Source organism: Acidovorax sp. GW821-FHT10E03 (assembly GCF_059415205.1).
This window is the reverse complement of sequence record NZ_JBWKMU010000005.1, coordinates 1-24592: the sequence shown is the minus strand read 5'-3', so window position 1 is coordinate 24592 and position 24592 is coordinate 1. Positions and strand designations below refer to the sequence as shown.

The 24592-nt window shown below is 67.8% G+C and carries 24 protein-coding genes; 7 read left to right on the top strand and 17 right to left on the bottom strand.

Features of this window, described 5'->3' with window-relative positions:
• Position 1: 1 nt before the first annotated feature.
• Together AC07OD_RS09945 and AC07OD_RS09940 are read right to left on the bottom strand one after the other, a co-directional pair.
• Positions 2–1609, bottom strand: coding sequence for a carboxyl transferase domain-containing protein (locus AC07OD_RS09945; protein WP_369643475.1), 1608 nt, complete (start codon positions 1607–1609; stop codon positions 2–4).
• A 22-nt stretch (positions 1610–1631) separates the two neighbouring features.
• Positions 1632–3368, bottom strand: coding sequence for an AMP-binding protein (locus tag AC07OD_RS09940; RefSeq protein ID WP_494596401.1), 1737 nt, complete (start codon positions 3366–3368; stop codon positions 1632–1634).
• A gap of 210 nt (positions 3369–3578) precedes the next feature.
• Here AC07OD_RS09940 and AC07OD_RS09935 point away from each other — a divergent pair, with 210 nt between their 5' ends.
• Together AC07OD_RS09935 and AC07OD_RS09930 are read left to right on the top strand one after the other, a co-directional pair.
• On the top strand, positions 3579–4589 hold the full coding sequence (locus tag AC07OD_RS09935; protein ID WP_255591080.1) for an AraC family transcriptional regulator: 1011 nt from the start codon (positions 3579–3581) through the stop codon (positions 4587–4589).
• Between the two features lie 116 nt (positions 4590–4705).
• Positions 4706–5386, top strand: a complete 681-nt coding sequence (locus AC07OD_RS09930) for a glutathione S-transferase family protein (RefSeq protein ID WP_218339899.1) — start codon at positions 4706–4708, stop codon at positions 5384–5386.
• Positions 5387–5443: 57 nt separating this feature from the next.
• Here the strand turns inward: AC07OD_RS09930 and AC07OD_RS09925 are convergent, their stop codons facing one another.
• Genes AC07OD_RS09925 through AC07OD_RS09910 form a run of 4 tightly spaced genes read right to left on the bottom strand, consistent with a single transcriptional unit; the run spans position 5444 to position 8760 of the window.
• Positions 5444–6862: a patatin-like phospholipase family protein gene (locus AC07OD_RS09925; protein ID WP_369643478.1), complete on the bottom strand. Its 1419-nt coding sequence runs from the start codon at positions 6860–6862 to the stop codon at positions 5444–5446.
• A 27-nt stretch (positions 6863–6889) separates the two neighbouring features.
• Positions 6890–7543 (bottom strand): HAD family hydrolase, encoded by a 654-nt coding sequence (locus tag AC07OD_RS09920; RefSeq protein ID WP_218296282.1) that lies wholly within the window; start codon positions 7541–7543, stop codon positions 6890–6892.
• A 50-nt stretch (positions 7544–7593) separates the two neighbouring features.
• Positions 7594–8046, bottom strand: coding sequence for a YchJ family protein (locus AC07OD_RS09915; protein WP_255591056.1), 453 nt, complete (start codon positions 8044–8046; stop codon positions 7594–7596).
• 15 nt (positions 8047–8061) lie between these two features.
• Positions 8062–8760, bottom strand: a complete 699-nt coding sequence (locus tag AC07OD_RS09910; RefSeq protein WP_218296283.1) for a DUF4197 domain-containing protein — start codon at positions 8758–8760, stop codon at positions 8062–8064.
• 132 nt (positions 8761–8892) lie between these two features.
• Here AC07OD_RS09910 and AC07OD_RS09905 point away from each other — a divergent pair, with 132 nt between their 5' ends.
• Positions 8893–9372, top strand: coding sequence for a DUF421 domain-containing protein (locus tag AC07OD_RS09905; protein ID WP_218296284.1), 480 nt, complete (start codon positions 8893–8895; stop codon positions 9370–9372).
• A 74-nt stretch (positions 9373–9446) separates the two neighbouring features.
• Here AC07OD_RS09905 and AC07OD_RS09900 read toward each other — a convergent pair whose 3' ends face one another.
• Entirely contained in the window at positions 9447–10514 is a 1068-nt protein-coding gene (locus AC07OD_RS09900; RefSeq protein ID WP_494596397.1) for a hypothetical protein, read from the bottom strand.
• 187 nt (positions 10515–10701) lie between these two features.
• Between AC07OD_RS09900 and AC07OD_RS09895 the strand changes: the two genes are divergently transcribed.
• The 3 genes from AC07OD_RS09895 to AC07OD_RS09885 are packed head-to-tail and all read left to right on the top strand — an operon-like array spanning position 10702 to position 13355.
• Positions 10702–11355 carry a LuxR C-terminal-related transcriptional regulator gene (locus AC07OD_RS09895; protein ID WP_494596395.1) on the top strand — a complete coding sequence of 218 codons (654 nt, stop codon included), beginning with the start codon at positions 10702–10704 and terminating at the stop codon, positions 11353–11355.
• A gap of 21 nt (positions 11356–11376) precedes the next feature.
• A complete protein-coding gene (locus AC07OD_RS09890; RefSeq protein WP_494596393.1) occupies positions 11377–11571 on the top strand; it encodes a hypothetical protein in 195 nt (64 codons plus the stop codon).
• A complete protein-coding gene (locus AC07OD_RS09885; RefSeq protein WP_494596391.1) occupies positions 11568–13355 on the top strand; it encodes a hybrid sensor histidine kinase/response regulator in 1788 nt (595 codons plus the stop codon). Before AC07OD_RS09890 ends, AC07OD_RS09885 begins: the two co-directional genes overlap by 4 nt.
• Before the next feature lie 64 nt (positions 13356–13419).
• Here the strand turns inward: AC07OD_RS09885 and AC07OD_RS09880 are convergent, their stop codons facing one another.
• The 10 genes from AC07OD_RS09880 to AC07OD_RS09835 form a co-directional block, all read right to left on the bottom strand.
• On the bottom strand, positions 13420–14550 hold the full coding sequence (locus AC07OD_RS09880; RefSeq protein WP_492253991.1) for an acyl-CoA dehydrogenase family protein: 1131 nt from the start codon (positions 14548–14550) through the stop codon (positions 13420–13422).
• A 42-nt stretch (positions 14551–14592) separates the two neighbouring features.
• Positions 14593–15261, bottom strand: a complete 669-nt coding sequence (locus AC07OD_RS09875) for an SDR family oxidoreductase (protein WP_494596388.1) — start codon at positions 15259–15261, stop codon at positions 14593–14595.
• An 87-nt stretch (positions 15262–15348) separates the two neighbouring features.
• The gene (locus tag AC07OD_RS09870) at positions 15349–15981 is read right to left on the bottom strand and encodes a pyridoxamine 5'-phosphate oxidase family protein (RefSeq protein ID WP_494596386.1); all 633 of its coding nucleotides are present in this window, start codon (positions 15979–15981) and stop codon (positions 15349–15351) included.
• A gap of 13 nt (positions 15982–15994) precedes the next feature.
• Complete coding sequence (locus AC07OD_RS09865) at positions 15995–17050, bottom strand: DUF695 domain-containing protein (protein WP_494596384.1); 1056 nt, start codon at positions 17048–17050, stop codon at positions 15995–15997.
• A 46-nt stretch (positions 17051–17096) separates the two neighbouring features.
• On the bottom strand, positions 17097–18290 hold the full coding sequence (locus AC07OD_RS09860; RefSeq protein WP_218339913.1) for an acetyl-CoA C-acyltransferase: 1194 nt from the start codon (positions 18288–18290) through the stop codon (positions 17097–17099).
• Between the two features lie 55 nt (positions 18291–18345).
• On the bottom strand, positions 18346–20151 hold the full coding sequence (gene aceK, locus AC07OD_RS09855; protein ID WP_494596382.1) for a bifunctional isocitrate dehydrogenase kinase/phosphatase: 1806 nt from the start codon (positions 20149–20151) through the stop codon (positions 18346–18348).
• A 36-nt stretch (positions 20152–20187) separates the two neighbouring features.
• On the bottom strand, positions 20188–20847 hold the full coding sequence (gene can / locus AC07OD_RS09850; protein WP_010466789.1) for a carbonate dehydratase: 660 nt from the start codon (positions 20845–20847) through the stop codon (positions 20188–20190).
• A 36-nt stretch (positions 20848–20883) separates the two neighbouring features.
• On the bottom strand, positions 20884–22074 hold the full coding sequence (locus AC07OD_RS09845; protein WP_218339915.1) for an isovaleryl-CoA dehydrogenase: 1191 nt from the start codon (positions 22072–22074) through the stop codon (positions 20884–20886).
• 41 nt (positions 22075–22115) lie between these two features.
• Complete coding sequence (locus AC07OD_RS09840) at positions 22116–22577, bottom strand: PaaI family thioesterase (protein ID WP_218296296.1); 462 nt, start codon at positions 22575–22577, stop codon at positions 22116–22118.
• Positions 22578–22625: 48 nt separating this feature from the next.
• Complete coding sequence (locus tag AC07OD_RS09835; protein ID WP_218296297.1) at positions 22626–23021, bottom strand: MerR family transcriptional regulator; 396 nt, start codon at positions 23019–23021, stop codon at positions 22626–22628.
• Between the two features lie 125 nt (positions 23022–23146).
• On the opposite strand from AC07OD_RS09835, the gene AC07OD_RS09830 reads away from it, so the two are divergent.
• Complete coding sequence (locus AC07OD_RS09830; RefSeq protein WP_492253997.1) at positions 23147–24226, top strand: MBL fold metallo-hydrolase; 1080 nt, start codon at positions 23147–23149, stop codon at positions 24224–24226.
• Positions 24227–24592 lie beyond the last annotated feature (366 nt).

Sequence of the window (24592 nt, the reverse complement as noted above, 5' to 3'; positions counted from 1 at the left end):
GTCACATGCGGAACAGGCCGAACCTGGTGTCTTCGATGGGCGCATTGCGCGTGGCCGCCAGGCCCAGCGCCAGCACGCGGCGGGTGTCGGCCGGGTCGATCACGCCGTCGTCCCACAGGCGGGCAGTGGCGTAGTAGGGGTGGCCCTGGTCTTCGTACTGGCGGCGGATGGGTGCCTTGAAGGCTTCTTCTTCCTCCATGCTCCACTGGCCGCCCTTGCCCTCGATGCCATCGCGCTTGACGGTGGCGAGCACGCCGGCCGCCTGCTCGCCGCCCATCACGCTGATGCGCGCGTTGGGCCACATCCACAGGAAGCGGGGCGAGTACGCGCGGCCGCACATGCCGTAGTTGCCGGCGCCAAAGCTGCCGCCGATGATGATGGTGAACTTGGGCACGCTGGCCGTGGCCACGGCCGTGACCATCTTGGCGCCGTTGCGCGCGATGCCTTCGTTCTCGTACTTGCGCCCGACCATGAAGCCGGTGATGTTCTGCAGGAACACCAGCGGGATCTTGCGCTGGCAGCACAGCTCGATGAAATGCGCGCCCTTCAGGGCCGACTCGGAAAACAGGATGCCGTTGTTGGCGATGATGCCGACCATCATGCCTTCGATGCGCGCGAAGCCCGTGACCAGCGTGGTGCCATAGCGCGCCTTGAACTCGTCGAACTCGCTGCCATCGACGATGCGGGCAATGATCTCGCGCACGTCGAAGGGCTTGCGTGTGTCGACGGGGATCACGCCGTAGAGCTCTTCAGCTACAAATTTAGGAGCTACTGGCGCTTGATCGGCGGGCGCTGGAGCCTTGTTTTTGTTCAGATTTCGCACCGCATTGCGCGCCAGTTGCAGCGCATGCAGGTCGTTTTGCGCCAGGTGGTCGGCCACGCCCGACAGGCGCGTGTGCACGTCGCCACCGCCCAGGTCCTCGGCCGTGACGACCTCGCCCGTGGCGGCTTTGACCAGCGGCGGGCCGCCCAGGAAGATGGTGCCCTGGTTCTTGACGATGATGGACTCGTCGCTCATGGCCGGCACATAGGCGCCGCCCGCCGTGCACGATCCCATGACCACCGCGATCTGCGAGATGCCCATGGCGCTCATGTTGGCCTGGTTGAAGAAGATGCGGCCGAAGTGGTCGCGGTCCGGAAAGACCTCGTCCTGGTTGGGCAGGTTGGCGCCGCCGGAGTCCACCAGGTAGATGCAGGTGAGGTGGTTCTGCTGCGCCACTTCCTGCGCGCGCAGGTGCTTCTTGACGGTGAGCGGGTAGTAGGTGCCACCCTTCACCGTGGCGTCGTTGCACACGATCATGCAGTCCACGCCGCTCACGCGGCCGATGCCGGCAATCAGCCCCGAACTGGGCGCATCGTTGTTGTACATGTTGAGCGCGGCCAGCGGGGCCAGTTCCAAAAACGGCGTGCCCGGGTCCAGCAGCATCTGCACGCGCTCGCGCGGCAGCAGCTTGCCGCGCGCGGTGTGCTTGGCGCGGGCGGCCTCGCCGCCGCCCTGGGCGACCTTGTCGAGCTGGGCGCGCAGGTCGTCCACCAGCGTGCGCATGGCGGCGGCATTGGCCAGGAAGTCCGCCGAGCGGGCGTTGAGTTGGGTGTCGAGAATGGTCATGCTGTGTTGCTTCTTGTGTGTTTCACGCGGTCTTGGCTTCGACCAGACCGAGCTGATCCTTCATCTCATCGCGGATCTTGAACTTCTGGATCTTGCCCGTCACCGTCATCGGGAAGCTGGTGACGAAGCGGATGTAGCGCGGCACCTTGTAGTGCGCGATCTGGCCCTTGCAGAAGGCGCGGATGTCGTCTTCGGTGGGCTTCGTGCCCGGCTTGGCGATGATCCAGGCGCAAAGCTCCTCGCCATACTTGGCATCGGGCACACCCACCACCTGCACGTCCTGCACCTGCGGGTGGCGGTACAGGAACTCTTCGATCTCGCGCGGGTAGATGTTCTCGCCGCCACGGATCACCATGTCCTTGATGCGGCCGACGATGTTCACATAGCCCTCGGCGTCCATGGTGGCGAGGTCGCCCGTGTGCATCCAGCCGCCTTCGTCGATGGCTTCGCGGGTCTTGGCCTCATCGCCCCAGTAGCCGTGCATCACCGAATAGCCCTTGGTGCAGAACTCGCCGCGCTGGCCGATGGGCACCACGGCGCCGGTGTCGGGGTCCACGATCTTGACCTCCAGGTGCGGCTGCACCTGGCCCACGGTGGAGACGCGCTTGTCGAGCGGCGTGTCGGTGCTGCTCTGGCAGCTGACCGGGCTGGTCTCGGTCATGCCGTAGGCGATGGTGATCTCGCGCAGGTTCATCTGCTCCACCACGCGCTTCATCACCTCGGTGGGGCAGGGAGAGCCCGCCATGATGCCGGTGCGCAGGGTGGACAGGTCGAACTCGGCGAACCGCGGGTGGTCCAGCTCGGCGATGAACATCGTGGGGACGCCGTGCAGGCCGGTGCAGCGCTCGTCCTGCACCGTCTGCAGCACGGTGAGCGGGTCGAACCCGTCGTTGGGGTACACGATGGTGGCGCCGTGTGTCAGGCACGCCAGGTTGCCCAGCACCATGCCGAAGCAGTGGTACAGCGGCACGGGGATGCACAGGCGGTCCTCGGGCGTGAGCTTCATGCATTCGCCGATGAAGAAGCCGTTGTTCAGGATGTTGCGGTGCGTGAGCGTGGCGCCCTTCGGGAAGCCCGTGGTGCCGCTGGTGAACTGGATGTTGATGGGGTCGGTGGCCTTGAGCGTGGCGGCCACCTGGGCCAGGCGCGGGTCGGCCGCATCGCCGCGCGCGATCAGGTCCGAAAAGCGCAGCAGCCCGGGCTCGTCGGCGCCCTGGCCCGCCTCGTCGATCCACACCACCGTGTGCAGGTGGGGCAGCTTCACCGCGCCCAGCTGGCCCGGCTGCTGGTGCTGCCACTGGGGCGCCAGCTCGCGCAGCATGCCCAGGTAGTCGCTGGTCTTGAAGCGCGCCATGGTCACCAGCAGCTTGCAGCCCACCTTGTTCAGGGCGTATTCGACTTCGGACGTGCGGTAGGCCGGGTTGATGTTGACCAGCACCAGGCCCGCCTGCGCGGTGGCCAGCTGCATCAGCACCCATTCGGCGTTGTTGTGCGACCAGATGCCCACGCGGTCGCCGGGCACCAGGCCCTGGCCGAACAGCGCGCTGGCCAGGCGCTGCGCCTGGACCTGCAGTTCGGCGTAGGTGTAGCGGCGCCCCTGGTGCACGCTGACCAGCGCCTCGCGCCCCGGCTGGCGGGCCACCATGCCGGCAAAGAAGTCGCCGATGGTCTGCTCGATCAGCGGGACGCCGCTGGCGCCACGGGCGTGGCTGCCGGTGAGAGGGGCCGCGGCGGCAAAGGCGGCAGGGGTCGTCGTCATGTTGTGTCTCCTTGCATGGCTCTTCCTCCCGCGTGCGGCGGCGGGGGCGGCGATCCGTAAGCATAGAAGCCCTGGTCCGGCCCTGGTTGCCACAAAGGTTGCAAATCGTGCCACGCATCGGGCACACTGCCTTGTGTGAAACCCGTTGCCCCCACCCCCGAGCCAGCCTGGCAGGCCCTGGCCCCCGCCAGCGCACCCGCCGTGACGCCCATGGCCTTCGTGCGGGCGATCGCGCTGGCCTACGAACGCCGGGGCATGGGCCCCGAACGCGCCCTGGCGCAGGCACAGATCGCGCCGGAGCTGCTGCACGATACCCATGCCCGCATCACCGCCTGGCAGATGGAGCAGATCTCCGATGCCGCCATGCAGGAGCTGGACGACGAGGCCCTGGGCTGGTTCAGCCGGCGCCTGCCCTGGGGCAGCTACGGCATGCTGGCGCGCGCGTCCATCAGCTCGCCCAACCTGCAGGTGGCGCTGGCACGCTGGTGCCGCCACCACGGGCTGCTCGCGGACGATATCGCGCTGCACCTCACGGTCCAGGGCGGCACCGCCACCCTGGGCATCGCCGAAGCACGCGACCTGGGCGCGTTGCGCGAGTTCTGCCTGGTCTCGGTGCTGCGCAATGCACACGGGCTGGCCTGCTGGCTGGTGGATTCGCGCATACCGCTGATCGCCGCCGAGTTCGCGTTCGCCGCGCCGCCGCATGCGGACGCGTACGCGGTGCTCTTCCGCGGCCCGGTGGCCTTTGGCGCCCCGCGGACGGCCATCCACTTCGATGCGCGCTACCTCAGCCTGCCCCTGCGGCGCGACGAGCAGGCCCTGCGCCAGATGCTGCAGCACGCCCTGCCCCTGACGGTGCTGCAGTACCGGCGCGACCGGCTGCTGGTGCAGCGCGTGCGCCAGCTGCTGGGCGCCCCCGTGGCCGGGCAACTGGCGCATGCGCTGCCCCAGCACAGCGCCGAATCGCTCGCGGGCCTGCTGCATGTGTCGCCGCGCACGTTGCACCGCCAGCTCAAGGAAGAAGGCGCCACGCTGCAGGGCCTGAAGGACGAGGTGCGCCAAAGCCGCGCCGTGGACCTGCTGCACCGCACGGACCGCCCCATCAAGCAGGTGGCCGAGGCGGCGGGCTTCGTCAACGAGAAGAGCTTCATCCGCGCGTTCCGCGGCTGGACGGGGGACTCGCCGGCGGAGTTCCGGCGCAAGGCGCGCAACGCCGCATGAAGCGTTGCGGCGCTGCGTGACGAGCGTCGCCAGGACGGCACCGGCCAGCGCACTTTCGCCACCCGCCACTACACTGGCGGGCCCGGTCACCACACCGCCATGCCCCCACCGCACCCATGATCCATCTGTACCACTGCGTCAGCGCCCGCTCCTTCCGCCCGTTGTGGATGCTGGAAGAGCTGCGGCTGCCGTACGTGCTGCACATGCTGCCGTTTCCGCCGCGCGCGCACGCCCGCTGGTTCCTGGAAGAGAACCCGCTGGGCACCGTGCCACTGCTGGTGCAGGGCAAGGCGCCACACCAGGTGCGCATGACCGAATCGGCCGCCATCTGCCAGTACCTGGCCGCCGCGCACCCGGACGCCGGGCTGGACGTGCGCCCCCCCGACCCGGCCTTTGGCGCCTACCTGAACTGGCTGCACCTGGGCGAGGCCACGCTCACCTTTCCGCAGACACTGGTGCTGCGCTACGGGCGATTCGAGCCCGCGGACCGCAAGCAGCCCCAGGTGGTGGAGGATTACAGCCGCTGGTTCCTGGCGCGCCTGCGCGCGGTGGAGGCCGCCGTGGCACGCAGCGACTACCTGTGCGCGGGCCGCTTCACGGCGGCCGATGTGTCGGTGGGCTATGCGCTGCTGCTGGCCCAGCACCTGGACCTGGAGCCGCAGTTCGGCGAGGCCACGCGCGCCTACTGGCAGCGGCTGCAGCAGCGCCCCGGCTACCAGAGGGCCCTGGCCGCGCAGATCGAAGCGGCCGAGGACCAGGACGTGCCCACCACCCCCGCGCCCGACACGCGGCCCTGAGCCAGGGACGAAAGGCCTGCCCGCGCGGGCTGGCGGCCTACCGGCCCCGCGCCTCTGTCACTGCGACGGCTGCGGCGGCCTGGGTGCGCCGTGCAGCAATGACTGCACCAGCGCGCGGAACTCGGGCGAATGCCGCAGCACGCTGCCGCCGGCCTCGATGAGGTCGGTGACCTCTTCGTGGGAGATGGAGAACGCCGTGGGCACCTGCAACAGGCGCCGCCGCGCCACGTCGTCCGGCGCGTCGCGCAGGTTCACGGGAATCACATGGATCTCGGCATCGGGCGCGAAGGCATCGCCGCTGCCCGTGGAGCCCGCGGCCAGGGCCTGGCGCCACTGCTGGGTGATGTCGCGCAGGAACTCCTGCGTCTCGCGCGTGGCGCGTGCGCCGGTGCCGAACAGCAGCGCATCCACCACCTGGGCCATGTTGGGCACCTGGTCGCTCATGTCGATGTTGACCGACGGATCGCGCTCCGCGTTCACGGTGATCAGCACCAGCTTGCGGATGGTGGCGGGCGGGATGCCCACCTCGCTGAACGTCTGGCGCAGGCCGCCGCCCGCCAGGGCCCGGTCCAGCAGGCGCTGCACGCCCAGGTTGTCGGCCAGGCCGCCGTCCACCAGGTGGATGTAGGGCTTGCGCTGCGCGTCGGTGTAGCTCAGTTCGTGCGCGCGGTACAGCCGGGCGCGGTAGTCGCCGGCGGCCGCGGCGCGCGCGCTGGCCGTGGAGCCGGTGCGGCGTTCAGGGCACTGGTCGGCGTAGTTCTTGAGCGTCATCGGGCTGAGCAGCAGCGGCACGGCCGACGAGGACGCCACCGCGAAGGACAGCGGCACCTTGCGCAGGTCCGAGCAGATCAGCGTGAACTGCTCCCAGGTGAACTCGAAGCCCGTGCCCAGCGACATGTCGGTGGCGGTGATGAACAGTTGCGGGTGGCGCGGGCGCCGCTCCACATCGCCGAAGGTCAGCCCGCCGTACAGGTCGTCCAGCCGCCGCGCGAGCAGGTGGGTGCGGCCCAGCCAGGGCGAGGTCAGGTCCACCAGGTTGCCGGGCCGCAGGGCCTGGGTGATGAGGCTGTTCTGGAAGTTCTGCCGCAGGAAGTCGTGCTCGAACCGGGGCAGCCCCTCGATGCCATGCGCCGCGAAGTAGGCGGCAACAATGCTGCCGCCCGACACGCCGCTCACCACGTCCGTGGCGTCCAGCAGGGTGGTGTCCCGCCCATTCCAGCGAAAGCGGGTCTGCTGCATCTCGGTCAGCACGCCGAAGCCGAAGGCGGCCGCGCGCGCGCCGCCGCCCGAAAGCGTCACGGCCACCAGGATGGTGGGGTCGCGCTCGGACTTGCGCACGGGGATGTCCCGGTCTTCGGGCGGCAGCGGCTCGTTGATCCAGGGGCGCACCGACGAGCAGCCCATGAGAACGCCGAGGGCCGCGAGCGCGGCGCAGTTGCGTAGCCACCGTGGCAGCTGGCTGCTGTGCTTGGGCATGGCGTGTCCTGGTGCGAACAGCAGCGGTCAGCAGCCCAGCAAGGCCGGCAGCTCGGCCATGCTGCGAAACACCTCAGACGCCCCCGCCGCGCGCAGGGCCTCGCCATCGTCCAGTGGCGCATAGGCAAACACCGTGGCGCCCGCCGCCACCCCCGCAGTGACGCCCGTCACCGTGTCTTCGACCACCGCGCAGCGCAGGGGCTGCGCCTGCAGCGCGGCGGCCGCCGCCAGGTACACGTCCGGCGCGGGCTTGGTGCGCGGCATTTCGTGGCCGCTGAAGATGCGGCCCTCGAAGAAGGGCGTGAGGCCCACCTTGGCCAGCTGCATCTCCACCTTGTGCCGGTCGGCCCCCGAGGCGCAGGCGATGCGCCCGCCGTGGTGCGCGTGCACGCGCTCGATGGTGCCGTGGATGTGCTCGATGGCCGTGAGGCGCTGGTCCAGCTCGGCATTGCGCCGCGCATAGAAATCGGCCATCCATGCATCGGTGAGCGGCCGGCCGGTGTGGGTCTCGATGCGGGCGGCCTCGCTGCGCACGGTCTTGCCGATGAAGATGCGCATGCACTCCTCGGCGCTCAGGGCCCAGCCGGCCTCCGCGAGCATGTCGCGCAGCACGCCGTTGGTGATGGGTTCGCTGTCCACCAGGACCCCGTCGCAGTCGAACAGTATTGCTTCAAATTTCATAGCTTATGGCGCTTATGGATAAATGGCTTGAGGTCATTTTCATGCAAATTTCAACCGTGGACATCGCCATCCACATAGAACCAGCGCCCGCCTTCGCGCACGAAGCGGCTGGTCTCGTGCAGGCGCACGGCACGGCCGCCCACGCGGTAGCGCGCCACGAACTCGACTTCCGCACGGCCTTCGCCCGTGGCGCGGTGGCCGCGCACCGCAAGCCCGAGCCACCGCGCGCCCGCATCGAAATCCATCGACGCGGGGCGCGTGGTGGGGTGCCAGGTGGCCTGCAGGTACTCGGCCCGCTCGCCCACGAACGCGGTGTACCGGGACCGCATGAGGCTTTCGGCGTCGGGCGCGGGCGCCGCTTCCAGATGGTCCACATAGCGGCCGCAGCAGTCGGCATAACGCAGCACGGCGGCCGTGCCGCCGGCGCGCCGGCCCGCGGGCGCCACGGTGCGTCCGCACGGGCAGGGTGCGCTGTCGGCCAGGGCCATGGGCGGGGTGCGCATCGCGGTGAACGGCGATCAGCGCAGCGCGCCGAACACCTTGCGGGCGATGGCACTGCCCGCGCCGGCCGGGTCCTGGCGGATGCGGCGCTCTTCCTCGCCGATCATGGTGTACAGGCCATCGAGCGTCTTGCCGGTGACGTACCGCGCCAGGTTGGCCTCTTCGGGCTTGAGCAGTCCGAAGCCCGCGGCCTTGCCAGCGAAGGCGTTGTACTTCTGGGTGAGGCCCACCTTCTCCGTCGCCTGGTCCACCACCGGCAGGAAGCGCTCCCCCAGCGGCACGCGCGTCTTCTCGGCGAAGAAGGCCGTCACCGAGGTGCTTCCTCCCGCCAGGATGTTCTTGGCGTCCGTCACCGTCATGTTCTGCACCGCGCCCACGAGCAGGTCCTTGCCCATGGGCACGGCGGCCTCGGCGGCGCGGTTGATGGAGGTGACCAGCTCATCGACGCGCTTGCCCTGGCCCAGCGATTTCATGACCTTGGCCGCGTCGTCCAGGTAGCCGGGAAGCCCGATGCGCACCTTGGGATTACCCAGGAAACCGTCGGGCCGCCCCAGCAGCGACACCGCGGCCTGGGCGCCCTGGCCCAGCGCGGCCTTGAGGCCGCCCGTGGCATCGGCATTGGAGAGATCGCCCAGCGACAGGGCCCAGGCCTGCTGCCAGCTGGCGCACAGCAGCGCCCCCAGGGCACTGGCTTGGTGGAATTGGCGGCGTTGCATGGAGGTGTTTTCTTTCTGTGAAGGGACCGGGACCGCACGGGGCGTGGGCCGGCCTGGCAGGTGGCATGTCCGGGATTTTCGCTCAGCGCCGTAGACTGGCACGCGACACAACCCTCCAACAAGGAGCCTGCAATGTGGGAAATGAATGTACCGTGGTGGGAGTTCGTGCTGCGCGGCGTGGTGGTCTATGTCTTTTTGCTGGTGTTCCTGCGCCTGACAGGCAAGCGGCAGACAGGGCAGTACGCGCCGTTCGACCTCGTGCTGCTGCTGATCCTGTCCAACGCGGTGCAGAACTCGATGAACGCGGGCGACAACTCGCTGGTGGGCGGGCTCGTCTCGGCCACCACGCTCATCGGCTGCCACGTGGTGCTGGCGCAGCTGACGTTCCGCTTCGCGTGGATGGAGCGGCTGATCGACGGCACGCCGCGGGTGCTGGTGGAGCAGGGACAGGTGAACGCCGACCTCCTGCGCAAGGAGCTGCTTTCACCGGACGACCTCGAGGCCGCGCTGCGCGCCAGCGGATGCCTGCACCTGCACGAGGTGGAGCGCGCGACCATCGAGACCAATGGGCAGATCACGGTGGTGCTGCGGCGCCGGGGCAGTGGCGGCTGAAATTCCGCCCGCCCCCCCGTCCAGCCGCCCGGCGGTGCCCACGGGCCGCCACGGCCCGCAGGGAGCACGGGGGTTCAGTTCTGGGTGTAGCAGGCCTTGTTCTGGATGGAGATGTCGGCCGAGGCCTCCACGGCGGCGGCCGAGCCGAACAGGCTCGGGTTCTGGTCGCCCAGCGGGCACAGATAGGGGCCCTTGCGCGCCCACACGGTGCGCGAGGTCAACCCCGTGACCTGGGCCCAGCTGCCCCAGAAGGCGGCGAGCGTGGGTGTCGCGCCCGTGCGGTCAAACGTGAAATTGCCCCCATCGCCCCCTTGCCCGCCAATGACCGCGCCCGCGGCGGTGCAGTTCGCGTCGGAGTAGGTCGCCACGCCCAGGCTGACCGTGGCCCGGGTCTCGCCTTGCCGCGCGATGCGCCACAGCGACCGGCCCCATTGGCCCGGGCCGATGGGCGTGCAACGCTCCTGCTTCCAGTCCCCCTGCGGCAGTGCCACGGCCGTGGCGCAGGCCACCTCCACCGAGCCGACATGGGCCGAACCCACCGTGCCGCTGCCGTTGCGCACCGCGCAGTTCTGGCCTGCGGGCGGGGTCTTCACCGTGACGACATAGGGGCTGCCCGTGGCCACCGCCGTGGAAAACGCGAAGCCACCGTTGCTGGCCAGGGACAGGTCATCGCCGCCGTTGTTCTGCAGCACCACTGCGCCGCCCGCCAGGCCCGATACCGAGCCCCCCACCGTGAAGGTGGCCGCCGCCAGGTTCTCGCAGCGCACCTGCACATCGCCCACGTTCGCGGTGGCGGTGCCCGTGCCTTGCGCCACGGCGCAGCGCTGGCCGCCGGGCTGCGTCGTGACGGTGACGGCATAGGCCACGCCGCGGTCCAGCCGGGCCGCGAACACAAAACCGCCGTTGGCGCTCAGGGCCAGGTCATCGCCGCCATTGTTCTGCAGGGTCAGCGCCTTGCCGGCGCCCAGGCCGACCACGGAGCCCCCCACGGTGAAGGCCCCGGCCGTGGGCGGGGGCGTGGTGCCGCCGTCGCCATCGCCGCCCCCGCAGCCCGCCAGCAACACCGCGGCCAGCCCAAGAGGGGCCCAGCGGACTGCGGGCCGTGCGTGGTGCCGGGTGAACTTTGCGCTTGTGGGGGTCATGAACGGAAACCTCCTGGGTGGTGAAGGAATGAATGGATGAAAGAGGGGCGGATTCTGTGCGGCACGCCGCCCGCCGCAAAACCCTACCGAGGTAGGGTTTGCGCGCCGCCCCTTCCGGTCCACACTTGGCAGAATTTGCTTTGCTGCGGCATCCCGGCGCCCGGCGCCGCAGCGCCCCCCGGCCCCCATGTCACCCTATGCACTCATCCTGGACGACCACCCGCTGGTAGCACGCGGCGTGGCCGAATTCCTGCGCTTGCGCCTGCCCTACCTGGAGGTGGCCGTGGCCGGGTGCGCCGATGACTTTCTGCCGCTGGTGGCCACGCGGGGTGCCCCCGCCATCGCGCTCGTCGACTTCTGGCTGGCCGAAGGTGCCGCGCTGGGCCTGATCGCGCTGGTGCGCGAACACTGCCCCGGCACCGCGCTGGCGGTCGTCAGCGGCGACGACGACCCGGCCATGATGGAGCGCGTGCGCCAGGCGGGTGCGCACGGCTTCATCCACAAGCAGGCTCCGCCAGAGATCTTCGCCCAGGCGGTGGAGGCCCTGCTGGGCGGCCTGGCCTGGTTTGTGCCCGCCCCCCCCGGCAACCAGCCCCCGCGCAGCCGCGACCTGCCGGTCACGCCCGCCGAACTGGGCCTGTCGGTGCGCCAGGGCGAAATCCTGGCGCTGGTGCTGCAGGGGCTGCCCAACAAGCGCATCGCGCTGCAGTACGACCTGTCGGAGAGCACGGTCAAGGAGCACATGAGCGCCATCCTCCTGCGCCTGGGCGCACGCACCCGCGTGGAGGCCATCACGGGACTGCGCGGGCGCCGGCTGGTCCTGCCCGGTCCACCCGCCTGAACACCGGCCCGCCCGCGCCCCATGCCACTCCAGTTCTTGCCGCGCCGCTGGTTTCCCCACCCCCATCCCCGCGCCGGCACCGGACCGGGCGAGCGCGGCCAGGTGCGCATCCCGGCCTGGACCGCGGTCCACGCCCGCGCGGCCCTGGGCATGTGGCGGCAGGCGCGCCGGCTGCGGCGCCGCCGGGAGGCGGCGGCCACCTTCGCACGCACATGACGCCCAACACCAAGGCCCCGGGCCATGCGCACGGCGCGCCCAGCGCACAAGGCTGGCTGCTGCTGCTCGAAGCCTCTTTTGCGCGCCTGCGGCTGGGCATGTCGGTCATGCCCGCCATGGGGCTGCTGTTTGGCCTGCTGCTGGGCTGGCAGGGTGGGCAGGCCATGCCGCTGCTGGCGTGGGGAGGCGCATACCTGCCCGTGTTGCTGTTCGTGGGGTGGGGCCACCGGCAGTACCGGCGCGAACGCGCCTTGCGGCCGCCCGAAGCCCTGCTGCCCCCCTGGACCCGCCGCGTGTGTTACCTGGCCTTGGCGCACGGGGTAGGCGTTTCACTCTCGATAGCGTTGTCGCTGGGCCACGCCAGCTACGAATTCATGCTGTTGCTGCATATCACGCTGGCGGGCATTCTGGCCGCCAACGCAGCGCAGATGACCGCCACGCTCGCTGTCTACCGCATGTATTTCGTGGGTGCGGTGGGTGGGCTGGCGATGATCCCCTGGGCGTTTCCGGCGCAGTGGCCGTTTGTACTGCCCATGACGCTGGTGATGGCCGCCGTGATCTACCGCAGCGCCATGAACTCGCACCGGTTCTTCGTGCGCCAGGTGGTGCTGGAAGAGCGCAGCCGCGACCTGGCCGAGCGCTACCGCGAGGCCAGCGACGCGGCCGAAGCCGCGCTGGCCGAGAAGAACCGGTTTCTGAGCACCGCCGCCCACGACCTGCGCCAGCCCGTGCACGCCATGGCGTTGCTGGCCGAAGCCATTGCGCTGCAGGGCCAGGGCCACCCGCACATCGGCCCCTTGCTGGGCCAGTGGCGGCTGAGCATGCACTCGCTCAGCCAGATGTTCGACGCCCTGCTCGACCTGTCGCGCATCGAATCAGGCACGGTGGAGCTGCGGCCCGCGCCCGTGCCGCTGGCCCACCTGTTCGACGACCTGCGCCACCAGTTCGTCACCGAAGCCACCGCGCGCGGGCTGGCCCTGCGCTTGCGCCCGCCCCCCGCGCACGCCACGGTGCTGGCCGACCCCGCGCTGGTGCGGCAGTCGCTGGCCAACCTGGTGCACAACGCCTTGCGCTACACACTGCGGGGCGGGGTGCTGGTGGGCGCACGGCAGCGCGGTGGCCACTGGCGGCTGGAGGTGTGGGACACCGGCGAAGGCGTGGCACCACAGGAGCAGGCCGCCATCTACCAGGCCTTCTACCGCCCGCAGAGCGCGGGGCACCTCCACCGCGAAGGCCACGGCCTGGGGCTGGCCGTGGTGGCGCGCTGCGTGGCGCTGATGGGTGCACGCCAGGGCATGGCCTCGCGTCCGGGGCGGGGGTCGTGTTTCTGGATCGAGCTGCCGGCCACGGCCGCGCCTGCGCTGGCGCCCGACGCACGTGGCACCGCCGCGCCACGCACCTGGCCCCGCCTGCAGGGCCGGTGCCTGGTGCTGGACGACGATCCCCACGTGCTGCGGGCCTGGTCGGCCCTGCTGGGCGGCTGGGGCATAGCGTTGCGCACCGCCCGCACCCCCGGCGAGGCCCACGCCCACCTGGACAACGGCTTTACACCGCAGGCCATCCTGTGCGACCAGCACCTGTCGTCGGGCGATAGCGGCTTTGACGTGCTGCGCGTCCTGCTGGAGCGCTGCCCCGCCGCGCGCGGAGCCATGGTGAGCGGCGAGTTTGACTCACCCGCCCTGCACGAGGCCGATGCCGAGGGCTACCTGGTGCTGCGCAAGCCCGTGGATGTGGACGCGCTCCATGCGGTGCTGGCCCAGTGGCTGCCGCAGCAAGAAATTTGAACAAAACAGGCCCTGGCGCTTTCCCCTCCTGCGCCAACAGCTATTCAATTCATAGCAATCAGCATCAAGCCAGCGCGCGCTGAATGATGATCTTCTGCACGTCGCTCGTGCCTTCGTAGATCTGGCACACGCGCACGTCGCGGTAGATGCGCTCCACCGGGAAGTCGTTCACCACGCCGTAGCCGCCCAGGGTCTGGATGGCGGCGCTGCACACGCGTTCGGCCATCTCGCTGGCGAACAGCTTGGCCATGGCGGCTTCCTTCAGGCAGGGCCGGCCCGCATCGCGCAGCGCGGCGGCGTGCCAGATGAGCTGGCGCGCGGCTTCGATCTGCGTGGCGCAGTCGGCCAGGCGAAAGCCCACGGCCTGGTGGTTGAAGATGGCGGTGCCGAAGCTCTCGCGCTCTTTCGAATACGCCAGCGCCACGTCGAAGGCACTGCGTGCCATGCCCACGCTTTGCGCGGCGATGCCGATGCGGCCGCCCTCGAGCGCGCCCAGGGCGATCTTGTAGCCCTCGCCTTCCGCGCCGATCAGGTTTTCGGCCGGAATGCGGCAGTGGTCGAAGTTGATCTGCGCGGTGTCGCTGCTGTGCTGGCCCAGCTTGTCTTCGAGCCGCGCGACCACGTAGCCCGGGTTGCTGGTGGGCACGAGGAAGGCGCTCATGCCCTTCTTGCCCGCGCCCTTGTCGGTCACGGCGATGACGATGGCCACGTGGCCGTTCTTGCCGCTGGTGATGAACTGCTTGACGCCGTTGATCACGTATTCATCGCCCTGCTTCACCGCCGTGGTGCGCAGTGCGGACGCGTCGGACCCCACATGCGGCTCGGTCAGGCAGAACGCGCCCAGCATCTCGCCACGGGCCAGCGGCGTGAGCCAGTCGCGCTTTTGCTGGGCGTTGCCATAGCGCATGAGGATGGCGTTGACCGGGCAGTTGGTCACGCTGATGGCGGTGCTGGTGCCGCCGTCGCCGGCCGCGATCTCTTCAAGCACCAGCGCGAGGGTGACGTAGTCGAGGTGGGCGCCGCCAAATTCTTCGGGCACGCAGATGCCATACGCGCCCAGTGCAGCCAGGCCCTGGTGCGCCTCCTTGGGGAAGTGGTGTTCCTTGTCCCAGCGCGCGGCGTGGGGCCACAGCTGTTCCTGCGCGAAGTCGCGCACCGCGTCGCGGATCATTTCCTGGTCTTGGGTCAGCAGCATCGGGGTTGTCTCCAGAAGTCGTTGTGGGTTCGGTCGAAAGGGTTACCAGTGGGTGGCGCGACGGCCGTCGTGGTGCAGCAGGCGGCCCTTGTCGGCGGCGGTGACGCCCGCCACGGTGGCGCGCAGGCCGCGCACGCTGTCCCGCACCGTCAGCGCGGCGCCTTCGCCGCCCATGTCGGTCTGCACCCAGCCGGGGTCGATGGTGATGAGCGTGGCGCCTGGGTAGTCATGCTGGGCCGCGGCCACCGCCATGTTCAGCGCCGCCTTGCTGGTGCGATACAGCCAGGAGCCGCTGCCCGGCACGCTGCCAATCTGCGACATGGACGAGGACAGGAACGCGAACACGCCCTGCGCGTCGGCCACCAGGGGCGCGACCTGCGGCAGCGCCTGCATGGCGCCCAGCACGTTGGTGTGCATGACGGCGTCGAAGTCCTGCTGCGTGGGCGGCGTGAGCGCGTTGGGACGGCGGATGACGCCCGCCACGTACCAGGCGGTCTCGATCTTTTCGCCGTCCAGTTGCCAGGCCAGCGCGCTCACACTGGCGGGGTTGGCCACGTCCACGGTGAGCACCTCGGCGCCCAGGGCCTGCACCCGCTCGCGGCCCGCGTCGTCGCGCACGGTGGCGATCACGCGGCGGCCCGCCTCGGCGTACTGGCGCACCAGCTCCAAACCGATGCCGCGCGATGCGCCGATGACAAGTATGGATTTCATGGTTGAAATTTGGATTGAATTGGGCCCTGGCGCCTATGTATCAAGCGCCAATAGCTATCAAAATAGTAGCAGTCACTCTCAACACCCTCAGGCGTCGCCGAGCTGCTGCTCCTGCGCCAGTTGGGCGCGGTAGCGTTGCAGCATCGCCACTTGCGACTCAGGCTCGGTGGCGAGGCCCATCTGGTCGTGGATCATCTGGCCCATCGTGGGCAGCGCGGCGCGGTCCACCTGCGCATCGGGGGACCACAGCCGCGAGCGCATGAAGGCCTTGGAGCAGTGCAGATACGCCTCGGCCACGCGCACTTCGATCACCATCTTTGGGCGCTGGCGCCCGGCCGTGAAGAAGTCGGTGTACAGCGCCTCGTCGCGCAGGCGCGCCGTGCCGTTCACCCGCAGGGTTTCGTCCACGCCCGGAATCATGAACAGCAGGCCGATGCGCGGGTCATCGAGCAGGTTGGTCAGGGTGTCGAGCCGGTTGTTGCCCCCCGCGTCGGGCAGCAGCAGGGTGTGCGCATCGGGCGACTTCACGAAACCGGGCGCACCGCCGCGCGGCGAGGCATCGAGCAATGCGCCATGGAGTCCACCACTGGCTACCACGCAGAACGGCGACAGGGCAATGAAGCGCTGGCAGTGCGCATCCAGCTGCGGTTGCTGCTTGTGCAGGGCCCGCTCGCTTGGGGCGGCATACAGGGCGCGCAGCTGCTCGGTGGTTTCGATCATGGTCGCGTCCAGGTCAATGCGCGGCAAATTCGAAGTAGCCGGACCACGCCGGGTCATAGGTGGTGGACAGCACCAGCGACTCGGCCTCGTCCCGCAGCAGCAGGGGTGCCAGCGCCTGCCTGGCCAGTTGCTCGTCGCCCACGTAGTAGACGGCCTTGCGGCGCCCGGCACGGGTCAGGGTGTAGGCCAGGATGCCCAGCTGGGGCAGCTCCAGCAGCGTGGCGGCCTGGTCCTGCAGCGCCTGCACGGCGGCCAGCTCATCGCGGTCCCCCACGGCCAGGTCCAGCACCAGAGCGTGCGACAGGTCGGCGCGCATGGCCACGGGGCTGGCGCTGCGGTTGACCATGACAATGGCGGTGTCCTCGCGCACCCCGGGGCCTTCGTCGCCGTCGCCATCTCCGGGCTCGCCGCCGAACGCCAGCGTCATGCCCGACCAGTCGTGTTCACCCGCCGGGAAGTCTCCCGTGCGGCCCAGCGTCTCGACCCAGTAGCGATCAAACACCGGAGGCAACTGGCTGAGCGGGACCCACTGCGCCTGCGGGTCGCCAGCCTGCCCGACAAAATCCACCGCCCCCACCTTGACGGCGAAGTCGTACTCGCCGAGCACATGGTCGAGCATGATGAACGCCATGTTGCGCGCATGGTCCTGGTAGTCGCTCGGGATCTCGCGGCCAAAGCGGATCTCCAGCGCGGCCTGCCCGCCATCCTGGTCCAGGGCGATGAACACCTCGGACGTGGCCAGCTGGAAACCGTCCATGCCGATGGGAAAGTCCGGCTGCGTGGTGCGCTCGCGGAACGCGCGCACGCGGTAGTTCTGCAGCGCGGGCGCGGCCGCCACCGCCTGCATCAGCAGTGGAAATTTTTCGGTGCTGCCGTGGGCGGTGACGATGAGGTCCACCACCGCATCGCCGTCGCCGCCGGACATCTCCAGCGCCAGGCCGCCCAGGTGGCGCTCGATGAGCGCGTTGGCGGACTCGACCCGCTCGCGCAGCGGCTGGGCCTGGAGCGATGCCTGGGCATCGGAAAACGCGCGCCAGAAGGCGGTGATCTCGGGAGAGGGTGCGGTCATCACTGTCCTTGTGAAAAGAGCCAAATCATCCCATCTCCCTCCCGCATCAAACGAGTTCCAGCGCCACCGCCGTGGCTTCGCCGCCGCCGATGCACAGCGTGGCCAGGCCCTTGGTCAGGCCGCGCGCCTGGAGGGCATACATCAGCGTGACCATGATGCGGGCGCCGCTGGCACCGATGGGGTGGCCCAGGGCGCAGGCGCCGCCGTTCACGTTGACCTTGTCGTGCGGCAGGTCCAGCTCTTTCATCAGCGCCATGGGCACCACGGCGAAGGCCTCGTTGATCTCCCACAGCTGCACGTCGCCCACTTCCCAGCCGGCCTTGGCCAGCGCCTTCTGCGTGGCGCCCAGGGGGGCGGTGGCGAACCACTCGGGCTCTTGCGCGTGGGTGGCGTGGCTCACGATGCGCGCCAGCGGCTTGGCCCCGAGCTTCTTCGCGGTGGATTCGCGCATCATCACCAGCGCGGCGGCGCCGTCGTTGATGCTGGAGCTGGATGCGGCGGTGATGGTGCCGTCCTTCTTGAAGGCGGGCTTCAAGGTGGCGATCTTCTCCAGCTTGACCTTGCCCGGGCCTTCGTCCACCGACACCACGGTCTCGCCCGCGCGGGTCTTGACGGTGACGGGCACGATCTCGGCCGCGAACGCGCCGGACTCGGTGGCGGCCTTGGCGCGCTGCACGCTGGCCGTGGCGAACGCGTCCTGCTGCTCGCGCGTGAACTGGTACTTGGCCGCGCAGTCTTCGCCAAAGGTGCCCATGCTGCGGCCTGCTTCATAGGCGTCTTCCAGGCCGTCGAGCATCATGTGGTCGAAGATGCGGTCATGTCCCAGGCGGTAGCCGCCACGCCCCTTCTGCAGCAGGTAGGGGGCGTTGGTCATGCTCTCCATGCCGCCGGCCACCATCACGTCGTGCGTGCCGGCCAGCAGCATGTCGTGCGCCATCATCGCGGCCTTCATGCCCGAGCCGCACATCTTGCTGAGCGTGACCGCGCCAGCGCCCTTGGGCAGGCCGCCCTTGAAGGCCGCCTGGCGCGCGGGCGCCTGGCCCTGGCCGGCCATCAGGCAGTTGCCGAACAGCACCTCGCCCACGGCGTCGGGCGACACACCGGCGCGCTCGATGGCGGCCTGGATCGCGGCGCCGCCCAGGTCGTGCGCGGCCAGGCTGGAAAAGTCGCCCTGCAGCGAGCCCATGGGGGTGCGCGCGGCGCCGACGATGACGATGGGGTCTTGGGTGGATGCGGACATGGTGCAAATCTCCTGGGAAGGGTTCAGACGAAAGTCGGGGGTTGAATGAAATGGACTAACGGGCCGGCGCGCCCTGCGCGAAGCGCCGGTCCGTGTCGTAGGGAAAAACGTCGAACATGTGGCCCGCCTGGATGCGCTCCTTGTGCGACTGCCAGAACGCGGCGTCGAGCAGGTCGGCGTGGTGCGACATGAACACCTCGCGCACGGCGTCGTTGCCGAGCAGGAAAGGGCCGAAGGTTTCGGGGAACACATCGCGCGGGCCCACGCTGTACCAGACCTCGCCGCTCATCTCTTCCTCTTCGTTGCGCGGCGTGGGCACGCGGCGGAAGTTGCAGTCGGTGAGGTATTCGATCTCGTCGTAGTCGTAGAACACGACCTTGCCATTGCGCGTGACGCCGAAGTTCTTCCAGAGCATGTCGCCGGGGAAGATGTTGGCGGCCACGAGGTCCTTGATGGCGTTGCCGTATTCGATGACGCTGTGCTCCATCTGCTGGCGCGCACGCGGGTCGGTGAGGCCGGTGTCAAAGGCCTCTTGCAGGTAGATGTTGAGCGGGATCATGCGCCGCTCGATGTACAGGTGCTTGATGATGACTTCGGTCTGGCCGTCGCCATCGCGGTCGCTGATCTCCAGCTGGCTGGGGGCGAACTTCTCGATCTCGGCAATCAGTGCATCGTCAAACCGGTCGCGTGGGAAGGCCACCTCGCTGTACTCCAGCGTGTCGGCCATGCGGCCCACGCGGTCGTGCTGCTTGACCAGCAGGTACTTGGCCTTGATCTGCTCGCGCGTGGTTTCCTTCTGGTGCGGGAAATAGTCCTTGATGAGCTTGAAAACGAACGGAAAGCTCGGCAGGTCGAACACCAGCATCACCATGCCCTTGATGCCGGGGGCGATGCGAAACTGATCGCTGGAATGCTTCAGGTGGTACAGGAAGTCGCGGTAGAACAGGGTCTTGCCCTGCTTGGCCAGGCCCAGCGCGTTGTAGATCTCGGCGCGCGGCTTGCGGGGCATGAGGCTGCGCAGGAACTGCACGTAGGCGCTGGGCACCTCCATGTCCACCATGAAGTAGGCGCGGGCGAAGCTGAACAGCATCTGCATATCGTCTTCGCCGAACAGCGCGGCGTCGATGAACAGCCTGCCAGCATCGTCGTGCAGGATGGGCAGCGCAAACGGCACTTCGTTGAAGCCGTTGATGATCTTGCCCACCACATAGGCGCCCTTGTTGCGGAAGAACAGGCTGGTGAGCACCTGGATCTGGAAGTTGGCGCGCAGCCGCACCTTGTCGAGGCGGCCGCGCACGGCGGCCACCACGCAGGCACTGTCTCGCGCCAAGTCCGCAAACTCACGCTGCAACTGGAAGTTCTCGATGATGGTCTGGAACGTCTCGTGCAGGTTGTCGCGGGAGGGGTAGTACGCGCGGTAGGTGGGGCGCGCTGCGGGCTCTTCGTTCTCGATGTATTCGGTGCTGACCGCGGGCCGCACGAAGATGAAGTCGTTGTGGAAATGCGTGCGGTGCAGGATCTTGGTCGTGACCGAGTTGAAGAAGGTCTCGGCCAGTTCGGGCTGGTGGTGGTTGACCAAGAGGCCGATGTAATGCAGCTTGATCTGGTGCCACACGTCCATGGGCTGCGCGCCCGCGCTGAATTCCTTCTCCAGCCGGCGCACGCATTCTTTCACGCGCAGGTCATAGAACTCGATGCGTTCGCGCTGCGCCCGCTGCTGGCCGTGCCAGTCGCCGGTTTCGAAGCGGTGCTTGGCCCGCGCCGACTCGGTGCGGAACAGCCGGTAGTGCCGGTTGAAACCGTCCATCATGGCCTTGGCAATGCCGTAGGCCTGGGGCGCATCGAGCCGTTGCGGGAACATGGCGGGTGCTCAGCCGTTGCAAAGGGGAGGTGTTGACTATTGCCTTTTGACGGCCGCCACACCGGCGATCGCTGCCTTGTACAGCGAGTCCAGGCCTTCGGTGCTGCCCACGGACATGTGCAGGTTGTTGATGAGACCGTCCTTGAGCCCATAGCACCAGCCGTGCAGCGTGACCTTCTGGCCCCGGCCCCAGGCGTCGAGCATCACCGTGGTCTGGGCAATGTTGACGACCTGCTCGATGGCATTGAGTTCGCACAGCACATCGTGGCGCCACTCTGGGGCGGTGGCAGCAATCAGGTCGCGGTGGCGGTCACGCACGTCCTGCACATGGCGGATCCAGTTGTCAGCCAGGCCGACACGCGTGCCCTCTAGTGCAGCCAAAACGCCGCCACAGCCATAGTGCCCCACCACCATGAGGTGCTCGATGTGCAACTGGTCCACCGCGTACTGGATGGTGGAAAGGCAGTTCAGGTCAGTGGGCACCACCACATTGGCCACGTTGCGGTGCACGAACACTTCGCCCGGCTCCAGGCCCGTGATCTGGTTGGCGGGCACCCGGCTGTCCGAGCAGCCGATCCACATGTACTTGGGCTTTTGCTGGGCCAGCAGGCTCGTGAAAAAACCGGGCCGCTCGCGCTCCATCTGGGCCGCCCAGGCGCGGTTGTGAACAAACAGGTCGTCGATCGAGGAGGGCATGTTGTCCTTGAGGAATCAGTAGAAAGGAAATGAAGCTCAGCAGGTTTCAGCAAACAGCTCGCGGCCAATCAACATGCGGCGGATCTCGCTGGTGCCCGCACCGATCTCATACAGCTTGGCGTCGCGCCACAGGCGGCCCAGCGGGTATTCGTTGATGTAGCCATTGCCACCATAGATCTGCACGCCCTCACCGGCCATCCAGGTCGCCTTCTCCGCACACCACAGGATCACGCTGGCGCAGTCCTTGCGCACCTGGCGCACGTGATCTGTACCGAGCATGTCAAGGTTCTTGGCCACAGTGTAGGCAAACGAGCGCCCCGCCTGCAGCACGGTGTACATGTCGGCCACCTTGCCCTGAATGAGCTGGAACTCGCCAATGCTCTGGCCGAACTGCTTGCGGTCGTGAATGTACGGGATCACGTTGTCCATCACGGACTGCATGATGCCCAGCGGGCCGCCGGTCAGCACCGCACGTTCGTAGTCCAGGCCGCTCATCAGCACCTTGGCGCCCTGGTTCAGGCCACCGAGCACATTCGCGGCGGGCACTTCGACATTGTTGAAAACCAGCTCGCCTGTGTGGCTGCCACGCATGCCCAGCTTGTCGAGCTTTTGCGCAATGCTGAATCCCGGCATGCCTTTTTCGATCAGGAAGGCCGTGACGCCCCGCGCGCCCATTTCGGGTTCGGTCTTGGCGTACACCACGAGGGTGTCGGCATCCGGACCATTGGTGATCCACATCTTGTTGCCGTTGAGCAGGTAGTAGCCGCCCTTGTCCTCGGCCTTGAGCTTCATGCTGATCACATCGGAGCCCGCGCCCGGCTCGCTCATGGCCAGCGCACCCACGTGCTCGCCACTGATGAGCTTGGGCAGGTACTTGGCCTTCTGTGCCTCGCTGCCGTTGCGGTTGATCTGGTTCACGCACAGGTTGCTGTGCGCGCCGTAAGACAGGCCCACGGAGGCGCTGGCGCGGGAGATTTCCTCCATGGCCACCATGTGGGCGAGGTAGCCCATGGCGGCGCCGCCATATTGCTCGGGCACCGTGATGCCGAGCACGCCCAGGTCGCCCATCTTGCGCCACAGGTCCATGGGGAACTGGTCGCTGCGGTCGATCTCGGCCGCGCGCGGCGCGATCTCGGCCTGCGCAAAGTCGCGCACGGCATCGCGCAGGGCATCGATATCCTCGCCCAATTGGAAGTTGAGGCCAGGCAGGTTGGCGGGAATGCTCATGGTGAATGTCTCCTCAAAACAGATTGTGGAAGGTGGCTTGTTCAGCCTTGGATGTTGTCGCGCCCGGTGACGGCCATGAGGGTGCACCCCATGGTGGCCACCAGCTTTTCCTGGGAGTTTTCTATGGCGAAGGCACGGCCCTCGCACACGGTGATGGTGCGGCCGGGCTTCAGCACCCGCCCCTCCATGCGAAAACGCTGGCCCTTGGCGGGGGCCAGCAGGTTGATCTTGAATTCGATGGTGAGCACGGCGGCGTCGGGGCCCATCAGGGTGAAACCCGCATAGCCACAGGCCGAATCCAGGGCGGTGGCCACCATGCCGGCATGCAGGAAGCCATGCTGCTGGGTAAGTGCCGGAGCCCATTCGAGCTCGATGTCGACCGCCCCCGCCGCCACGCGGGCCAGGCGCGCGCCCAACGTCTGCATGGCGCCCTGAAGGGCGAAGCTGGCGCGCACGCGCTCCGCGTAGTCAGCGCACCGGGGCTCAAGGGGGGGCGTGCTCAAGGCAATCTCCTGATCAGCATTTACGTTTACGTAAACGTCAATTATGAATCATTTTTGCTTTTCGACCTTCAGCAAGAGTGCCCGCGCCTCGTTTTCATGCTCCTGGACCTCCTCCAGATTGGCCTGCAGGTCAGCCATCTGTTCCTCGAGCTGCTTGCGATGGACGACAAGCACATCCAGAAACTTGCGCAGCTGCACGCCCGTGTCGCGGGGACTGTCGTACAGGTCGATGATCTCCTTGGCCTCCGTCAGCGACAGCCCCAGTCGCTTGGCGCGGAGCGTGAGGCGCAATCGGGTCCTGTCACGGGCACTGTAGACGCGGTTTCGGCCCGCTGGTCCCGTGCGTTCCGGTTGCAGCAGGCCCATGTCTTCATAAAAGCGGATCGCCCGCGTGGTGAGATCAAACTCTTTGGCGAGATCGCTGATGGTGTAGGTGTTGGCCATGGTGGGTACTGCGTGCAGCAAGGTCGGTTTCGCACAGGAGACAGCCCCGCGGCCGCAGCTCCCTACAATGCATCGGATGCATGACGTTTACGTTAACGTCAATGCTAACCCATACCACGACCGCCATGAACCCACTCGAACACCAGATCCACTACCCGCTTGGCGATGCACTCCCTCCGCAGGGGGGCACCATGGAAGTCGCACCTGGCGTCAAGTGGATCCGCATGGGCCTGCCATTCGCGCTGGACCACATCAACCTGTGGTTGCTGCGCGACCGGCAACCCGACGCCGACGGCACCATGGTCAGCGGCTGGACGGTGGTGGACTGCTGCATCGACAGTGCGACCACGCGTGCACAATGGGAGCAGGTTTTTGCGAGCAGCCTGGAAGGGTTGCCGATTTTGCGCGTGATCGTGACCCACATGCATCCGGACCACATCGGGCTGGCGCATTGGCTGTGCGACCGATGGAAAGTACGCCTGTGGATCAGCGCCACCGACTACAACGTGGCGAGAACCGCGGTATACGACCGCAATGGATTCGGTGGCGAGGCCAGCGCCGACTTCTATGCCCTGCATGGCATGCAGGATGTGGAATTTCTCCAGCATGTCCGGGGACGCGTGTCGTACTTCCCAACCCTGGTGCCCGCCCTGCCGCCGACCTTCCGCAGGCTTATGGAAGGTGATGTCATCGAAATCGGTGGCCGCGATTGGCAGTGCATCAGCGGGTACGGGCATGCGCCTGAGCACATTGCCCTGTATTGCGCGGAATTGTCCTCCCTGATCAGTGGCGACATGGTGTTGCCGCGCATTTCCACCAACGTCAGCGTCCACGCGGCAGAACCCGAATCGGACCCTCTGCGGCTTTTTTTGGCCTCCCTGCTCCGGTACCTCGCATTGCCGGCTGACACGCTTGTCCTGCCGTCTCATGGCAAACCCTTCCAGGGATTGCATGAACGCATCCAGCAACTGCAGAACCATCACCGGGATCGGCTGGCAGAAATCCTGGAGGCTGCGAAATCGGGCCCTTTGTCAGCGGCGGATGTGCTGCCCATCATGTTCAAGCGAAAGCTGGATGCCCACCAGATGACCTTTGCGATGGGCGAGGCGCTGGCCCATCTGCACCTGCTGTGGTTTGACAGCCAACTGCATCGGGTTCTCGACGCCGCTGGCGTTCACAGGTTTGCCCCCCCACGCAAGCATTGAACTTGCGCGAACCGCCGGTGAATTGGAGCTCAGGCGCCTTCGTCATGCGTGTGGGTGGCGCAGTGGTGGAAAGGCGCTACCCGCGTATAGGCAGGTGCCGCAGAGTGATGAAGAAGACGTGTGGCGGGTTTTTCGCGAAGCGGGGGCACAAGAGCAGGGTGAGTCCATTCCATCAGACGCTCATAGAGCTCACCAAGGTCCAGACCAGCAGAGAACCCAGCTGAATGGATGCTTGCTTTTCGCCGCCCCTCAAAGCAAAAAACCCCAGTCATTGCTGACTGGGGTTTTCTGGGCTGTAAGAGCCTGACGATGACCTACTTTCACACGGGAACCCGCACTATCATCGGCGCAAAGTCGTTTCACTGT

Bases quoted from the DNA above. Each gene is read 5' to 3' on its own strand.
- AC07OD_RS09865 (WP_494596384.1), bottom strand. From the start codon at position 17,050: ATGACCGCACCCTCTCCCGAGATCACCGCCTTCTGGCGCGCGTTTTCC.
- AC07OD_RS09870 (WP_494596386.1), bottom strand. From the start codon at position 15,981: ATGATCGAAACCACCGAGCAGCTGCGCGCCCTGTATGCCGCCCCAAGC.
- AC07OD_RS09945 (WP_369643475.1), bottom strand. From the start codon at position 1,609: ATGACCATTCTCGACACCCAACTCAACGCCCGCTCGGCGGACTTCCTG.
- AC07OD_RS09915 (WP_255591056.1), bottom strand. From the start codon at position 8,046: ATGCGCACCCCGCCCATGGCCCTGGCCGACAGCGCACCCTGCCCGTGC.
- AC07OD_RS09890 (WP_494596393.1), top strand. From the start codon at position 11,377: ATGCCACTCCAGTTCTTGCCGCGCCGCTGGTTTCCCCACCCCCATCCC.
- AC07OD_RS09830 (WP_492253997.1), top strand. From the start codon at position 23,147: ATGAACCCACTCGAACACCAGATCCACTACCCGCTTGGCGATGCACTC.
- AC07OD_RS09930 (WP_218339899.1), top strand. From the start codon at position 4,706: ATGATCCATCTGTACCACTGCGTCAGCGCCCGCTCCTTCCGCCCGTTG.
- AC07OD_RS09860 (WP_218339913.1), bottom strand. From the start codon at position 18,290: ATGTCCGCATCCACCCAAGACCCCATCGTCATCGTCGGCGCCGCGCGC.
- AC07OD_RS09925 (WP_369643478.1), bottom strand. From the start codon at position 6,862: ATGCCCAAGCACAGCAGCCAGCTGCCACGGTGGCTACGCAACTGCGCC.
- AC07OD_RS09910 (WP_218296283.1), bottom strand. From the start codon at position 8,760: ATGCAACGCCGCCAATTCCACCAAGCCAGTGCCCTGGGGGCGCTGCTG.
- can (WP_010466789.1), bottom strand. From the start codon at position 20,847: ATGCCCTCCTCGATCGACGACCTGTTTGTTCACAACCGCGCCTGGGCG.
- AC07OD_RS09885 (WP_494596391.1), top strand. From the start codon at position 11,568: ATGACGCCCAACACCAAGGCCCCGGGCCATGCGCACGGCGCGCCCAGC.
- AC07OD_RS09875 (WP_494596388.1), bottom strand. From the start codon at position 15,261: ATGAAATCCATACTTGTCATCGGCGCATCGCGCGGCATCGGTTTGGAG.
- AC07OD_RS09895 (WP_494596395.1), top strand. From the start codon at position 10,702: ATGTCACCCTATGCACTCATCCTGGACGACCACCCGCTGGTAGCACGC.
- AC07OD_RS09920 (WP_218296282.1), bottom strand. From the start codon at position 7,543: ATGAAATTTGAAGCAATACTGTTCGACTGCGACGGGGTCCTGGTGGAC.
- AC07OD_RS09905 (WP_218296284.1), top strand. From the start codon at position 8,893: ATGTGGGAAATGAATGTACCGTGGTGGGAGTTCGTGCTGCGCGGCGTG.
- AC07OD_RS09900 (WP_494596397.1), bottom strand. From the start codon at position 10,514: ATGACCCCCACAAGCGCAAAGTTCACCCGGCACCACGCACGGCCCGCA.
- AC07OD_RS09880 (WP_492253991.1), bottom strand. From the start codon at position 14,550: ATGCTGCTGACCCAAGACCAGGAAATGATCCGCGACGCGGTGCGCGAC.
- AC07OD_RS09940 (WP_494596401.1), bottom strand. From the start codon at position 3,368: ATGACGACGACCCCTGCCGCCTTTGCCGCCGCGGCCCCTCTCACCGGC.
- aceK (WP_494596382.1), bottom strand. From the start codon at position 20,151: ATGTTCCCGCAACGGCTCGATGCGCCCCAGGCCTACGGCATTGCCAAG.
- AC07OD_RS09935 (WP_255591080.1), top strand. From the start codon at position 3,579: ATGGCCTTCGTGCGGGCGATCGCGCTGGCCTACGAACGCCGGGGCATG.
- AC07OD_RS09835 (WP_218296297.1), bottom strand. From the start codon at position 23,021: ATGGCCAACACCTACACCATCAGCGATCTCGCCAAAGAGTTTGATCTC.
- AC07OD_RS09845 (WP_218339915.1), bottom strand. From the start codon at position 22,074: ATGAGCATTCCCGCCAACCTGCCTGGCCTCAACTTCCAATTGGGCGAG.